Source organism: Coprococcus sp. AM14-16, from assembly GCF_003434675.1.
Classification (GTDB): Bacteria; Bacillota; Clostridia; order Lachnospirales; family Lachnospiraceae; genus Coprococcus; species Coprococcus aceti.
Map to the genome: position 1 here is coordinate 49538 of NZ_QTLL01000001.1, position 15022 is coordinate 64559.

Consider the following 15022-nt stretch of genomic DNA (forward strand, 5'->3'; position numbering starts at 1 on the left):
CTAGCTATGAGAAAATCTCATAGAGATTTACATGCAGAGGATCAAACAATGTGTAGAAAAGGAGTATAACGATGGGAAAATACACAAAGGAAGACATACTGAAAAAGGTCAAAGAAGATGATGTTGAGTTTATAAGACTTCAGTTCACAGATATTTTTGGTGACCTTAAGAACGTAGCGATAACCTCAAGCCAGATAGAGAAGGCACTTGACAACAAGATCATGTTCGACGGTTCTTCTATAGAGGGCTTTGCGAGAATTGAGGAGTCAGATATGTATCTGTATCCTGATTATGATACATATGAGACATTCCCTTGGAGACCACAGCAGGGAAAGGTTGCAAGACTTATATGTGATGTATATAAGCCTGATGGAACACCATTTGAGGGCGATCCAAGATATGTACTTAAGAGAGCTCTGGCTGAGGCAAAAGAGATGGGTTACACTATGAATGTAGGTCCTGAGTGTGAGTTTTTCCTCTTCCAGACAGATGAGAACGGAATGCCTACAACTAACACATACGAGAGAGCAAGCTATTTTGATCTCGGACCACTGGATTTCGGTGAGAATGCGAGAAGAGATATGGTTCTTACTCTTGAGCAGATGGGATTTGAGATCGAGGCATCACACCATGAGGTAGCTCCTGCACAGCATGAGATAGATTTCAAGTACGGTGAGGCTTTGAGAACCGCCGACAACATCGAGACATTCAAACTTGTTGTAAAGACTATTGCCAAGAGACATGGTCTCTGCGCAACATTCATGCCAAAGCCAAAGTATGGCGTATGCGGTTCAGGTATGCATATGAACATGTCGCTCCAGAAGGATGGCAAGAACATATTTGCAGATGAGAACGATAAGCTCGGACTTAGCCAGGAGGCTTACTGGTTCATCGCCGGAATCATGGAGCATATGAAGGAGATGACAGCCATCACCAACCCACTTGTAAATTCATACAAGAGACTTGTTCCAGGCTATGAGGCTCCTATTTACATCGCATGGTCAGCAAAGAACAGAAGTCCACTTATCAGAATTCCAAGTGCACGTGGTGCAGGAACAAGAGTTGAGCTCAGATGTCCGGATCCAACAGCTAACCCATACCTTGCCATGGCAGTATGCCTTAGAGCAGGACTTGACGGAATCAAGCGTCAGCTTCCAGTTCCGCCAAGTGTAGATACAAATATATTCAACCTCACTGCAGAGGAGAAGAAGGCACGTCATATCCACAGCCTTCCTGCAAACCTCAGAGAGGCAACTCTTGCCATGAGCGAGAGCGACTTCATGAAGGAGGCAGTTGGTTCACACATCTTCGAGAGATATACAAGTGCCAAGATGGATGAGTGGAATGAGTACACAAGACAGGTTACAGACTGGGAGATCTCAAACTATCTGTACAAAGTCTGATCTTATACACGAACAATATAAAATGATGAGTAGTATAGGTAAGCGGAGCGAAAGGTCTGCTTACCTATATATTTGATAATAGCTATACGTACACGATTGAGAGGGCTTTGATTTGGTAAATGTTATAATAGTTTTTCCGAAAATAGAGGAAGCAAAGAGTATAAAGAACCTGCTCATTCGCAATGGTATAAGTGTTACAAAGGTGTGTACAACCGGAGCCCAGGCGGCGCAGGCTGCGGATGCGTGTGACGATGGAGTCATAATATGTGGATATAAATTCCTGGATATGATGTATTCAGATCTTGAGAATTATATTCCAAAATATTTTGACATGATCGTGCTCAGCAGCAAGAAGAATTATGAGGAAGTCCGGGATAGCGGCGTGGTATGTCTGTCTATGCCGATAAAGTCCATGGACTTTGTGAATACCGTAAGTCTCACAATAGAGAATCTTCTGTGGGAGAGAAAAAAGAGAAAGTCCAGGCCAAAGGAGAGAACCGAGGAAGAGAAGAAGGTCATCAAGGCGGCAAAGCTCAAGCTTATGCATGACTTTGAGTATGATGAACAGGGCGCTCACAGATATCTGCAAAAGAAGAGCATGGATAACGGTATAAATATAGTCGAGATGGCATATATGATACTGGATAATTCAGATTGTTTCTAAAACAGATCAAGAGGGAGGCTTTCTATTGCGATTCACGAAGATGGAAGGACTTGGAAATGACTACGTGTACGTGAACTGCTTCAGAGAAAAGGTATATGATCCGGAGATCCTTGCCAGGCTTGTCAGTGACAGGCACAGGGGCATTGGGGGCGACGGACTGATACTTATAGGACCTTCGGCCAGGGCTGATTTTAATATGGATATATACAATGCGGATGGCAGCAGGGCAGAGATGTGTGGAAATGGCATAAGATGCCTTGGCAAGTATGTATACGACCATGGAATGACGGAGAAGACGGAATTTACCGTGGAGACACAGGCGGGTATAAAACGGCTCAGATGCATTCTGCAGGATGGAAGAGTGGTTGCGGTGTGTGTGGATATGGGCAGACCGGATATAGGCGCGGCTGTCGAGATGGCTGTTCTGCCTGATGAAACCGTGGATTTTGTCCGGGTATCCATGGGCAATCCCCATGCGGTTGTGTGGGTGGATGATATATATGTCTGCCAGATGGAGACTCTGGGGCCTGAGATGGAAGTGCATCCCATGTTCCCGAACAGGACAAATATAGAATTTGTCCAGATCGTTGACGAAGATCATATGAGGATGCGAGTGTGGGAGCGCGGCTCCGGCGAGACATTTGCGTGCGGTACAGGCGCGTGTGCGGCTGTGGCGGCGGGGATAGCTGCCGGCAGGACGAGAGATTCGGTAAAGGTCTCATTGCTCGGAGGAACTTTGGATATTGATTACGACAGGCAGAATGAAACTATGTACATGACAGGACCGGCAAGGGAAGTATTTGAAGGCTGGACTGATATATATTAGGAGGAAAGATATGTTTAAGGCAAATGAAAATTATTTAAAGCTTCCGGGAAGTTATCTCTTCTCAACAGTTGGAAGAAAGCAGAGAGAGTACAGCGCAGCACACCCGGACAAGAAGGTTATAAGACTCAGTATCGGTGATGTGACTCAGCCACTTGCACCGGCTATCATAGAGCGCCTTCACAAGGCTGTAGACGAGATGGCAGTTGCGGAGACATTCAAGGGATATGCTCCTGATCTCGGCTATGAGTTCCTCAGAAACACCATAGCAAAGAACGACTATGCTGACAGAGGCGTGGACATATCTGCTGATGAGATATTTGTCAGCGACGGGGCAAAGAGTGACTCAGCAAATATCCAGGAGATATTTACAGCAGACAGCAAGATCGCAGTATGTGATCCTGTATACCCTGTATATGTTGATTCAAATGTAATGGCAGGAAGAACAGGAACATACGACAAGAACACAGAGTTGTGGAGCGATGTAATTTACATGCCATGTCTTGCGGACAATAACTTTGCGCCAGAGCTTCCAAAGGAGACACCTGACATCATATATCTGTGTTTCCCAAACAACCCTACAGGAGCAACGATCAAGAAGGATCAGCTTCAGGAGTGGGTAGATTACGCAAATAAGGTCGGAGCAGTCATCATCTACGATGCTGCATACGAGGCATATATCAGCGAGGAGGATGTTCCTCATACAATATATGAGTGCGAGGGCGCAAAGACATGTGCTATCGAGCTCAAGAGCTTTTCTAAGAACGCAGGATTCACAGGAACACGTCTTGGCTATGCTGTAGTTCCAAAGGATCTGAAGGATGCAGATGGCGTGTCAATGCACAGCCTGTGGGCAAGAAGACATGGAACAAAGTTCAATGGCGCTCCATACATTGTTCAGGCAGCAGGAGACGCGGTGTACTCAGACGAGGGCAAGGCTCAGACAAAGGCTCAGATCGCATACTACATGAACAACGCAAAGGTTATCTCACAGGGACTCAAGGACGCGGGTTACACTGTATCAGGCGGTGTAAATGCGCCATACATCTGGCTTAAGACACCGAACAACATGTCATCATGGGATTTCTTCGATTATCTGCTTGAGAATGCAAATGTAGTCGGAACACCAGGCTCAGGCTTCGGACCAAGCGGTGAGGGATATTTCAGACTTACTGCATTCGGAACTTATGAGAATACAGTTGAGGCTATAGAGAGAATCAAGAATATGTAATACAGCTATAAGCTGTGGTGTATACATGCATGGATCAGCGTGTGTGATCCAAGATATATACGTTACAGTACATAGTGTCTTTGGCATGCCTGCAGGCACTCCGGTAAGGGGAGTCTGCGGGCATGTTTTTTGTTATTTGTCGGTCTTTACTCATATATTCAGATTTGATATAATGACTTATAAGGGTGATTAAAAGCCAATAACGGAGGTATTGAGATGAAGGATAACGGACTTTTGGTACAGTATTTTACAGCGAATACGACCGACAGCCAGGATTTATGGAAAAAGGCAGCAGAGGACGCTGCGGTTCTGAAGAAGATGGGGGCTACGGCTGTATGGTTTCCGCCTGCTACAAAGGGAGCACAGGGCAAAGAAGATATGGGGTATGCTCCGTACGATCTGTATGATCTGGGAGAGTTTGACCAGAAGGGTTCAGTTGGAACCAGATATGGAACTAAGGATGAGTATATAGCTGCTATAAAGGCTATGAAGGATCAGGGGATAAATGTCTATGCGGACATTGCGGTCAGACAGAAGCTCGGCGCTGACAGGATAGAGAAGGTTACAGCAGCCGACTTCAACACCAAAGATATTCCACAGATGATCGGCAATAAGAAGACTGTGGGAGCACTTTCAAAGTTTACATTCCCTGGAAGAAAGTCAAAGTATTCCAAGTTCAAGTGGAACTGGAAGCATTTTGCGGGAATAGACTGGAAGCAGGAAGAATTCAAGAAGCGTGTGTGCGCTCTTGAGGGCAAGGATTATGACGAGGCGGACAAGGAATATTCCAAGTATGACTATATAATTGGAAGCGAGATTGATTTCTACAATCAGGAAGTGTATGACGAGCTCATGGCGTGGGCTCAGTGGTACGAGAAGACCACTGATGTGGACGGATTCAGATTCCAGGAGGCGGAGGCTATCCCTGCATGGTTTGTGAAGGATTTTATTGAAGCGACATCTGATGTCCCTGTAGCCGCTAAGAAGAAGGGCACAGATGAGGCTCCGGAATATGTACATAAGGACATATTTGCTGTCGGTGATTTCTGGCACTGGAATACAGAATATCTGAATGGCTATATCAAGGCCACAGACAATGAGGCATCCATGTTCGATGTGCCATTGCACTTCAATTTCCACGATGCATCTGTGGCAGATGGAGAGTATAACATGGCAGATCTGCTTAAGGGTTCACTTATGATGAGCAATCCGGAGAAGGCTGTTACATTTGTAGATAACCACGAATCCCAGGTCGGAGGAGTCCTGGAATCGTACGTTGAGGATTGGTTCAAGCCTCTGGCGTATGCGGTCATACTGCTCAGAGAGCAGGGCTATCCGTGTCTGTATATCGGCGACTATGCGGGAATACCACAGGTTAAGGTAAAGTCGAAGAAGACGATACTGAATAAGCTGCTCAAGCTCAGAAAGAAATATGCATACGGAACTCAGCACGACTACTTTGATCACAGCGAGGTTGTTGGATGGACCAGAGAGGGCGACGAGGAGCACAAGGATTCAGGACTTGCGGTTGTCATGTCTGATGGAATGGGCGGCACCAAGAGAATGTATGTGGGCAGACAGTTTGCGGGAGCACATTTTGCAGATGTCATGGGTAATGCCAAGTATGACATCAAGATAGATGACGAGGGCTGTGGCGAGTTCTATGTCAACAGAAGAGGCCTTTCAGTCTGGATCAAAAAAGATTGCAAATTATAAGAAAGTGGTATATAGTATATATTACTTTATCACGCTAAAGTCGTGAAAGTCAAAAAGGAGCTTAGACATGGGAAAAACAGTACATACAGAGGCAGTACAGGATCTGTTTGAGGCAATACTTACATTGGAGACAGAAGAGGAGTGCTTTAATTTCTTTGAGGATGTATGCACGGTGAATGAACTGTTATCTATAGCACAGCGTTTTGCAGTGGCCAAGATGCTGAAGGAAGACAACACATATCTGGAGGTTGCGGAGAAGACCGGAGCGTCCACAGCCACGATAAGCAGGGTCAACAGATCCCTGAATTATGGCAAGGACGGATATGAGCTTGTATTTTCAAGAATGAAGAGCTTCCAGCAGAATGACAAGCAGAGCAACGAGAAAACCGACAAGTAGTCAGACAAAACCCCTGAACGATAAAATGTAATCGTTCAGGGGTTTTATTTTGTGTTACAGGCTGGAGTCCTGTGAAATCTGGTCGCAATACTTGTTGCTTGTGCGTAAGCTGACTATTTTTTCTTGCCCTCGGCTGCGGCGTTTGCCTGTGGCTGCTTAGCCTTTGCGGCTTTGGTTGCTGCCTGCTCTCTGGCTTTCTGTGCCTGGGCTTTAGCCTTCGCCTTGGCATCTTCCTCAGATTCCTGTCTGAGCTTGTCTACCAGATGCTCCACATATTTCTTCTTGGCATATATATCAACTGAGAGAAGTGAGATCATGCTGAGATCGTGGAGATAGGAGTCCTTCTCAGGATCGTACATGGCATCAGCCTTGTTGGCTGTTCTCACGATATCCTTGATGATGTCACCGTAATGCTGGGATAGATGCTCATACAAGTGGGCGTATATATCAGAAATATCCTTTCCGTCCTTGTTGGAATCAAAATAACCATCTATAAGAGGCTCAAGCAGAGTCTGTATATCGTTGATGCTGAGCATGTTCTTCAGGTAGTATATATAAATGAGCAGTATAAGGTGCTGCTTAGAATATCTCTTCTTGTTAGGCGATGGCAGAAGATTGTTCTTCGTGTAGTTGTTGATCATGGTCTTGGTCATCACCTTGTCCTCGTCATTGCGCCTGTTCTTTCCAAGCTGATCCTCCATGAAGGTGGTCAACTGATCCATGTACAGGTCAATGGAAGGAATATCCTTAGGGTTTATATAATCAAGGCCACCGGCCATTGATATTATGTCTTTAATATTTGTCTTTTTATCCATATAGACACCTCTTATATTAATTGGAGCACACACAGGAGCTGCTGTGCGAAAATGCTGTTCATAAATACCGTTCACAAATTGACATATTCCAACAGTTGTACGTGCTGTGTATGCAGTATGCATTGTTTACGCAGCATGTGCTGTTTTGTGCAGTATGTGTTGTTTATGCAGTGTGTAATACCGCATATAAACAGTTGATTTTGAATCAACACGACATATTATATAGTATTCAAAACTACATTACAAGGTTGTTTTACTATAAAACGTATTAATTTGTTAAAAAATCAAGAGGAAAGAGAATGCTCAGGACGCTAGCTGGCTGCAAGCTTGACGATTGTATCTTTTTGAGCCGAAAAAAGAGAAAAGCACACAAGCTTTCGCAAGCCTGTGTGCTTTTCGTAAATTCCTTCGACAAATATCACAAAATTGTATCTTTTTCAACGAAAATGTCTGTTTGCGCATAACCCCGCCACCCGGCGCTGGCTTACTCGCCATCGGCGTCGCCTGGCTCCTGCGGAGCCAGCGTGATAAGCACTCTGGCGACTCGCTTTTTGTCCATCTCAAGTACCTTGTAGATGCATGAGATGTCGGTGACGGACTCGCCCTTGGCTGGAATGTGATCCAGCAGCTCGGTTATGTAACCGCCGAGGGAGTCGTAGTCCTCTGATTCTATCTTTAGATTCAGTGCATCATTCAGATCATCCAGCTTGATGGAGCCATCGACGTTGTAGTGGGTGTCGTCAACCTTGATGATGTTGTTGTGTTCCTCCGTGTCGTACTCATCCTTGATGTCTCCGATGATTTCCTCAATGAGATCCTCAATGGTAATAAGTCCTATGCAGATTCCGTACTCATCGAGCACGATGGCCATGGTATTGGAATCCGACTTCATGGAGTGCAGAAGATCATTGGTCTTCTGATATTCATATACATACAGTGGCTTTCTCATGATGTTACGAACGCTGAAATTATTGATATCATGGGTTGCCTTGTAGAAGAAGAGATCCTTAACATGAAGGATACCGATCACGTTATCTCTGGAGTCCTCATATACAGGAATTCTCGTATACGGTACTTCCATGTAGAGCTTCAGCAGATCATCATAAGCCATATCAACAGAGGCGATGGTCATATCTGCTCTTGGGATCATGACATCTCTTGCAATGGAATCTCCGAAGTCCACCACATTGGTTATCATTTCCTTCTCTTTGTCCTCGATGACGCCTTCCTCCTCACTGACGTTCACCATGCTTATGAGTTCATCCTCGGTCATCTTCTGGTTCCCGCCGTCCTTGTCGAGCCTTATGATCCAGAATATAAAATCAGCGATCTTATTCACTATGAATATCACAGGTGTGAGCACTATCATAAGGAACTGGATTATGTCAATGTATAACAGCGATATCTTCAGGTTATAACGCTGAGCCAGGGTCTTTGGTGTGATTTCTCCGAAGAGGAGAACGATCAGTGTCAGGGCTCCGGTTGCAATACCGACAGCAGAGCTTCCAAATGCCTTTGTTACGAATGTGGTCGTGAGAGAAGATGCTGATATGTTGACAATGTTATTTCCTATAAGAATAGTGCTTATCAGCTTGCTTGAATTCTCTGTGACCTTGAGAACCCGTGAGGCCCGCTTGTTGCCGTTGTCTGCAAGAGACCTGAGCGAGAATTTACTCACCGTTGTGAGTGCTGTTTCAGCTGAAGAAAAGAATGCGGACAGTGCGATCAGCACCACCAGAATGATAATGTTTATTATGGAACCTGCGTCCAAGATTTCATCTCCAATCATTTAAAAAATTTTTAATTCTGATTGTACTTAATATATAGCATATTGTCAAGAATCCATACCTTGATGTGGCAAAGAATCAGCGAAGAATGAAATGGGGAATAAAAAGCAGAAAAAGACACACAATAATAAGGCAGCAGAAAAATGCATAGCAAAAAGGAGAGAACATCATGAGAAGTTCAACAGAAACCTACAAAGAAGTTGCAGAGAGATGCAGTGCGTATGAGAAGAAGTGTTCTTGTAAGGGTCTTTCAAACGATGTGACGGGTAAGAGTTGTCTTAACTGCGATCATTTTACAGACACAGAGTACTGTGAGCTTGATCTGTATGATCCTATAGTCAAGAATCTCTAGCTGGCAGCCAGAAATTTCTGGTAAAGGATATCAGAATGGAAGAGTGGAGCGGGGCAGGAAAAGCGCCGCTCTGTACATAAAGTAAAGTTGACACATCTGACATGTATTGATATACTTAATCACTGAAAATGGAGGCGTTTGCGTGTGCAGACAGAGTAAATAGTGAAAGGTATATACGTCGATGATTAGTGCGAATAACGTAACATTGAGATTTGGTAAGAAGGCTTTATTTGAGGATGTAAATATCAAATTTACAGAGGGTAACTGTTATGGACTGATCGGTGCAAATGGTGCCGGCAAGTCAACTTTCCTGAAGATCCTGTCAGGAGAGATAGAGCCGTCAAAGGGTGATGTGACCATGAATGATGGAGAGAGACTTTCAGTTCTCCAGCAGGATCACTACAAATACGATGAGTACCAGGTGCTTGACACAGTAATCATGGGTAACAAGCGTCTGTATGAGATAATGAAGGAAAAAGATGCTATATATATGAAGGAGGACTTCTCAGACGAGGATGGAGTCAAGGCTGCAGAGCTTGAGGCTGAATTTGCTGAGATGAACGGCTGGGAGGCTGAGTCAGATGCCTCAACACTTTTGAATGGCCTTGGTGTAGGCACAGAGTATCACTACAGCCTGATGAAGGATCTGGATGGTGGACTCAAGGTCAAGGTGCTTCTTGCCCAGGCCCTTTTTGGCAATCCGGATGTACTTCTTCTGGATGAGCCTACAAACCACCTTGATATGGATGCCATCGCATGGCTTGAGGAATTTCTCATCAACTTTGAGAACACGGTTATCGTTGTATCGCATGACAGATATTTCCTGAACAAGGTATGTACCCATATAGCAGATATAGATTACAGCAAGATCCAGCTTTACGCAGGTAACTATGACTTCTGGTACGAGTCAAGTCAGCTTATGATCAAGCAGATGAAGGAAGCCAACAAGAAGAAGGAAGAGAAGATCAAAGAGCTCCAGGAGTTCATTCAGAGATTCTCGGCAAATGCTTCAAAGTCCAAGCAGGCGACATCACGTAAGCGTGCTCTTGAGAAGATCGAACTGGATGATATTAAGCCATCGAGCAGAAAGTACCCATATATCGATTTCAGACCTAAGAGAGAGATTGGAAATGAAGTGCTTACCGTGTCACATATTTCTAAGACAGTTGACGGTGAGAAGCTTCTAGATGATATCTCATTCACAGTTGGACATGACGACAAGATAGCATTTGTAGGACCAAATACAAAGTCAACAACCATGCTCTTTAAGATACTTGCAGGCGAGGAGGAGCCTGATGAGGGAAGTTACAAGTGGGGTGTTACAACTTCACAGGGATATTTCCCTAAGGACAACACCAAGGAGTTCGACAACGACCTTGTGATAGTAGACTGGCTCACTCAGTATTCAGATGAGAAGGATGCCACATATGTAAGAGGTTTCCTTGGAAGAATGCTCTTTGCAGGTGAGGATGGAGTTAAGAAGGTCAAAGTCCTCTCTGGAGGAGAGAAGGTAAGATGTCTTCTGTCCAAGCTGATGATCATGGGGTCAAACACCCTGATTCTTGATGAGCCTACAAACCATCTGGATATGGAGTCGATCACAGCGCTCAACAACGGACTTATCAAGTTCCCTGGAGTCGTATTGTTCTCCTCACAGGATCACCAGTTTGTACAGACAACAGCCAATAGAATTATAGAGATAACAAACACCGGTCTCATAGACAAGCAGACTACATATGATGAGTATCTTGCTAATGACGAGCTTGCAAGAAAGAGACAGGTTATGAATATGGATTCTGAGGACTGATATATTGATATATGATCACCTGAATACAGATCATGACAGAAAAAATGGCTGTGACACAACAATATGTCACAGCCATTTTTTCTTATTCTATACCAAGATCAAAAATGTAATTCAACAGCTTGATAATGTGGTCAACATTCTCCTCGCTGTTGCCCGGGAATGAGAGATACACATCGTTGTATCCCAGGTTCATGCGGTTGGCAAAATCCGTTCCGCTGATGTTTATTGCGTATGCGGAAGTGTGATTTGCGGAATCCTGCGCCGTTACTACACGATCCTTGAGCTCTCCCTCGAAGAGAGTTTTGAGAGTGCCATCATATGTATCAAGCGGATGTATCAGATTTATCCAACTGCAGCACTCAACTCCGGCCTTGTCGGATATCAGCACATCATATACATTGTCCTCGCACAGCAGCGGGAAGGAAGAGTATTCCGTTCCATTTGCATCGTAGTCAGCGTCAAATGTAGTCGGATCGTAATGCAGGTTCTGCATATATTTAATCTTGTCCGAGTCTTTATAATTATAGTAGCTCTTATAGTCGTCTATAACGGATGTGTCCACGCTCCATGGATCAGGACTGTTGACCACCGCATATGCAAATACCGTCGGCCGGGTATTGGAATATACCGCCAGTGAGATCCAGGCCAGTGACACTACGATCATCAGTATTCCTATGATCTTCCATTTGTTGCAGTCTATAAAATAATGAAAACGCTGTGAGCGTGTCATGTCCGCTGTCTCAGCCTTTTTTTGCGCCCGTCTGTATCTGCGGCGCTCTGATCTCGTCATGGCGTGAAGCTCAAGACTGTTTTCGGTCGCAAGGTCCGCTTTGGGCGCTGCAGATCTAGGATCTGAGAAACCGTCGGCCACCTCACGCTTGACACCCCTTGGCTGGATCAAAATGTCATCCGGGGCATCCTTCTGTGTGCTTTCCAGCACCTCTTCCTGTGTATTATCTTTTTTGCTCATTCAAAACTCCTCTGCACGAAAAGAGCCGGAGGGCGTCCGGTCTTCCGCGTCAAATATATTTAATAATAGTATACTAACATATAGAAGAGGAGAACAGAACCCCTCCAATAGTGAAAAAAGTCTAAAATTTAAAATTGCACAATAAAACAGATCGGTTTTGCATGCACTATACATAATGACTAAAAGAAAACCCTGTAAATAAGCTGTTTTATATATATAAAGTACAGTTGCCATATTAGCCGGAAAGGCGCACGGAATGTACGAAAAATAGGCTATTTGACAAAAATGATAAAATACACGCCTTATAGATAAAGTTTAATTAGTTATTTTTTAAGCTTAAAAAAAGGCAAATGTGCAAAAAAGATAAAAAAACTCAAAAAAGGGGTTGCCAAATTAGATAATATGCCCTATAATAAGCCTATGTTGACAAGGACGTTGTCAATAAAATCACAACAGAGGTCATGGAAAAGCATGACACGGCATTCCGGATATGCTCGATAAGGCGATTTTAGAGCATAACATTGGAATAGCACACATATTTAAAAGGAGGGTTTTTTTGTGAGAAAAATCAAAAAGGCGTTAGCACTTTCATTAGCTATGGCAATGGGATTATCACTCGTTGCATGTGGCGGAAATGATGATGCTACAACAGAGGCTAAGACAGAGGCTAAGACAGAGGCAACAGAGGCAACAGACGCAGCATCAGATGATGCTACAGAGGCAACAGAGGCAGACGCTTCAGCAACAGGAGCAATTGCAGCACCTAGCACAGATGGCTGGGATGACAGCAAGAAGATCTACGCTTACTCATGGGATGAGGATTTCTCAAAGAAGATGAACGTCGTTCTTGACAAGTTCCCAGAGTACAAGGATTATGTTGAGTTCGTAACACTTGGTGTTGGTGGAACATCAGATGAGTACAAGACAGCTATCGACACAGCTCTTAAAAGTGGAGACAAGTATCCTTCACTTATCCCAGCTGATAACGATGTAGCTAAGTACTGGTCAGAGACAGACGCAACAGCAAACCTTACAGATCTTGGATTCACAGATGATGTTATGGCTAATTCATACGACTTCGCTAAGCAGTATGGAACAAAAGATGGACAGCTTAAGTGCGTTACATGGCAGGCTACAGCAGGTTCTGTATTCTACAGAAGAGACATTGCTAAGGAAGTTCTTGGATCAGATGATCCTGAGACAGTTCAGGCAGCTCTTGCTGATTGGGACAAGTTCTTCGAGACAGCAGACAAGTTAAAGGATGCTGGATACAAGATCGTATCTGGTCCTTCAGATGTTAAGTACGCTATCTGGGATACTCAGTCACAGCCTTGGGTAACAGATGACGGTTCATCAGAGAAGCTTACACTTGATGGTGCAGTTACAGAGTACCTTGAGACAGGTAAGAAGATCTATGATGGTGGATATTCAAACAACACAGCCCTTTGGGATTCATCATGGGCTGCTGATATGACAAATGATTCAAAGGTATTCTGCTACTTCGGATGTCCTTGGTTCATCGGTTCAATGCAGGGTAACGGCGCTGTAGATGGTAACTGGGGAGCTGTTACAGGCCCTACATCATACCACTGGGGCGGTACATACGTAATGGTTGGTAAGGATACACCAAACCCAGAGCTTTGTGCATTCCTTCTTTACGAGTTAACATGTGATCCAGATGTTGGTGTTGAGATCACAAACAAGACAGGTGACTGTGTAAACAACAAGGCAGCTAACGAGAGACTTATCAATGGTGAGCTTTCAAGCGACAATGCAGCTCAGAAATTCCTTGGCGGACAGAACCCAATCGAGGTATGGGCAGCAGCAGCAGAGGGAATCAACCTCAGCAACGTAACATACAATGACGCTTCAATCAAGGGATTCATCGATGAGGCAGCTACAGCTTACAACTCAGGTACATACACATCAGTTGATGATGCTGTTAAGTACATCGAGGACAAGTGTGCTTCAGAGCTTGGTATCTCAAAGTAATCTATCCCTAAAATAAAGGATAAAACTATAAAGTAACAAAATGCACGCATCAGTAATGAAAGTTGCTGGTGCGTGTGTACTATAGACCAATATTTTAAGGGGGGCGTATCACACTATGAAAAAGAACAAGACAGTTGAATACGGCAAGTATGGTTTGATGTTCCTCATTCCGTTCTTCCTTGTTTTCCTTATCTTTCAGCTGTATCCACTTATCTATACGTTCTACAATTCACTTGTCTACTCAGCTAAGAATGGTAGATATGTGACAACAAGCGTAGGACTCGGTAACTTTACCAATTATGTGTTTGCAAAGACCGGAAGTGAGTTCTGGCAGGCACTTGCTATAACAGTTGTTCTGTGGATAGTAAACTTCATCCCTCAGATCCTTCTCGCACTTGTTCTTGCTGCCTGGTTCACAGACATCAAGGTTAAGTTAAAGGGTCAGGGTGCATTCAAGGTAATCATGTACATGCCTAACATCATTACAGCAGCTACAATCGCCGTTCTCTTCTACAGTATGTTCGAGGTTCAGGGACCTATCACGAGCCTGTTCAGAAGTTGGGGATGGTGTGATGATGGTGGTATCCTGAATCACGGCTGGGCATCACTTATAATCATTGCTTTTATCCAGTTCTGGATGTGGTATGGTAATACAATGATTGTCCTTTGTGCAGGTATTCTCGGTATCAATCCATCACTTTACGAGGCAGCCAGTGTTGATGGTGCTACATCAAAGCAGCAGTTCTTCAAAATAACACTTCCACTGCTCAAGCCGATCTTACAGTACACACTCGTAACATCAGCTATCGGTGGTCTGCAGATGTACGATATTCCACAGCTGTTCAACGAAGGTAACCCAGTTGTAAGAGTAGGTGGATCAGATGTCAATTCTACAACAACAGTAGTTATGCTTATCAAGAAGTATGTAAGTGCAGGTCCTACACAGGATTATGGTAAAGCTGCAGCTTACTCAGTAATGCTTTTCGCATTCACATTGATAATAAGCTTACTGTTCTATAAGCTGACATCAGAGAAAACAGCAAAACAAGGAAAGTAGGTGAACAA

The 15022-nt window shown here is 44.2% G+C and carries 13 protein-coding genes; 10 read left to right on the forward strand and 3 right to left on the reverse strand.

What is annotated here, in order from left to right:
• Window positions 1-71: 71 nt before the first annotated feature.
• The 6 genes from glnA to DW159_RS00320 all read left to right on the forward strand — a co-directional run bounded on the left by glnA (window position 72) and on the right by DW159_RS00320 (window position 6234).
• A complete protein-coding gene (gene glnA, locus DW159_RS00295; protein ID WP_117548547.1) occupies window positions 72-1403 on the forward strand; it encodes a type I glutamate--ammonia ligase in 1332 nt (443 codons plus the stop codon).
• A 112-nt stretch (window positions 1404-1515) separates the two neighbouring features.
• Window positions 1516-2067: an ANTAR domain-containing response regulator gene (locus tag DW159_RS00300; RefSeq protein ID WP_070098466.1), complete on the forward strand. Its 552-nt coding sequence runs from the start codon at window positions 1516-1518 to the stop codon at window positions 2065-2067.
• 25 nt (window positions 2068-2092) lie between these two features.
• Entirely contained in the window at window positions 2093-2893 is an 801-nt protein-coding gene (dapF, locus tag DW159_RS00305; protein WP_117548548.1) for a diaminopimelate epimerase, read from the forward strand.
• Between the two features lie 10 nt (window positions 2894-2903).
• Entirely contained in the window at window positions 2904-4121 is a 1218-nt protein-coding gene (locus tag DW159_RS00310) for an LL-diaminopimelate aminotransferase (protein ID WP_022216612.1), read from the forward strand.
• 216 nt (window positions 4122-4337) lie between these two features.
• The gene (locus DW159_RS00315) at window positions 4338-5837 is read left to right on the forward strand and encodes an alpha-amylase (protein WP_117548549.1); all 1500 of its coding nucleotides are present in this window, start codon (window positions 4338-4340) and stop codon (window positions 5835-5837) included.
• Window positions 5838-5904: 67 nt separating this feature from the next.
• Window positions 5905-6234 (forward strand): YerC/YecD family TrpR-related protein, encoded by a 330-nt coding sequence (locus DW159_RS00320; protein ID WP_015533300.1) that lies wholly within the window; start codon window positions 5905-5907, stop codon window positions 6232-6234.
• Window positions 6235-6347: 113 nt separating this feature from the next.
• Here DW159_RS00320 and DW159_RS00325 read toward each other — a convergent pair whose 3' ends face one another.
• Both DW159_RS00325 and DW159_RS00330 read right to left on the reverse strand, forming a co-directional pair.
• Complete coding sequence (locus DW159_RS00325; RefSeq protein WP_117548550.1) at window positions 6348-7049, reverse strand: DUF1836 domain-containing protein; 702 nt, start codon at window positions 7047-7049, stop codon at window positions 6348-6350.
• 484 nt (window positions 7050-7533) lie between these two features.
• A complete protein-coding gene (locus DW159_RS00330) occupies window positions 7534-8820 on the reverse strand; it encodes an HlyC/CorC family transporter (RefSeq protein ID WP_330410571.1) in 1287 nt (428 codons plus the stop codon).
• 185 nt (window positions 8821-9005) lie between these two features.
• Between DW159_RS00330 and DW159_RS00335 the strand changes: the two genes are divergently transcribed.
• Both DW159_RS00335 and DW159_RS00340 read left to right on the forward strand, forming a co-directional pair.
• Complete coding sequence (locus DW159_RS00335; protein ID WP_015533298.1) at window positions 9006-9188, forward strand: hypothetical protein; 183 nt, start codon at window positions 9006-9008, stop codon at window positions 9186-9188.
• Between the two features lie 181 nt (window positions 9189-9369).
• Window positions 9370-10995: an ABC-F family ATP-binding cassette domain-containing protein gene (locus DW159_RS00340; protein ID WP_117548552.1), complete on the forward strand. Its 1626-nt coding sequence runs from the start codon at window positions 9370-9372 to the stop codon at window positions 10993-10995.
• Window positions 10996-11077: 82 nt separating this feature from the next.
• On the opposite strand, the gene DW159_RS00345 is transcribed toward DW159_RS00340, so the two are convergent.
• Window positions 11078-11965, reverse strand: coding sequence for a hypothetical protein (locus DW159_RS00345; RefSeq protein WP_022216609.1), 888 nt, complete (start codon window positions 11963-11965; stop codon window positions 11078-11080).
• Window positions 11966-12523: 558 nt separating this feature from the next.
• On the opposite strand from DW159_RS00345, the gene DW159_RS00350 reads away from it, so the two are divergent.
• Together DW159_RS00350 and DW159_RS00355 are read left to right on the forward strand one after the other, a co-directional pair.
• Window positions 12524-13957 carry an ABC transporter substrate-binding protein gene (locus DW159_RS00350; protein WP_117548553.1) on the forward strand — a complete coding sequence of 478 codons (1434 nt, stop codon included), beginning with the start codon at window positions 12524-12526 and terminating at the stop codon, window positions 13955-13957.
• Window positions 13958-14072: 115 nt separating this feature from the next.
• Complete coding sequence (locus DW159_RS00355; protein ID WP_117548554.1) at window positions 14073-15014, forward strand: carbohydrate ABC transporter permease; 942 nt, start codon at window positions 14073-14075, stop codon at window positions 15012-15014.
• Window positions 15015-15022 lie beyond the last annotated feature (8 nt).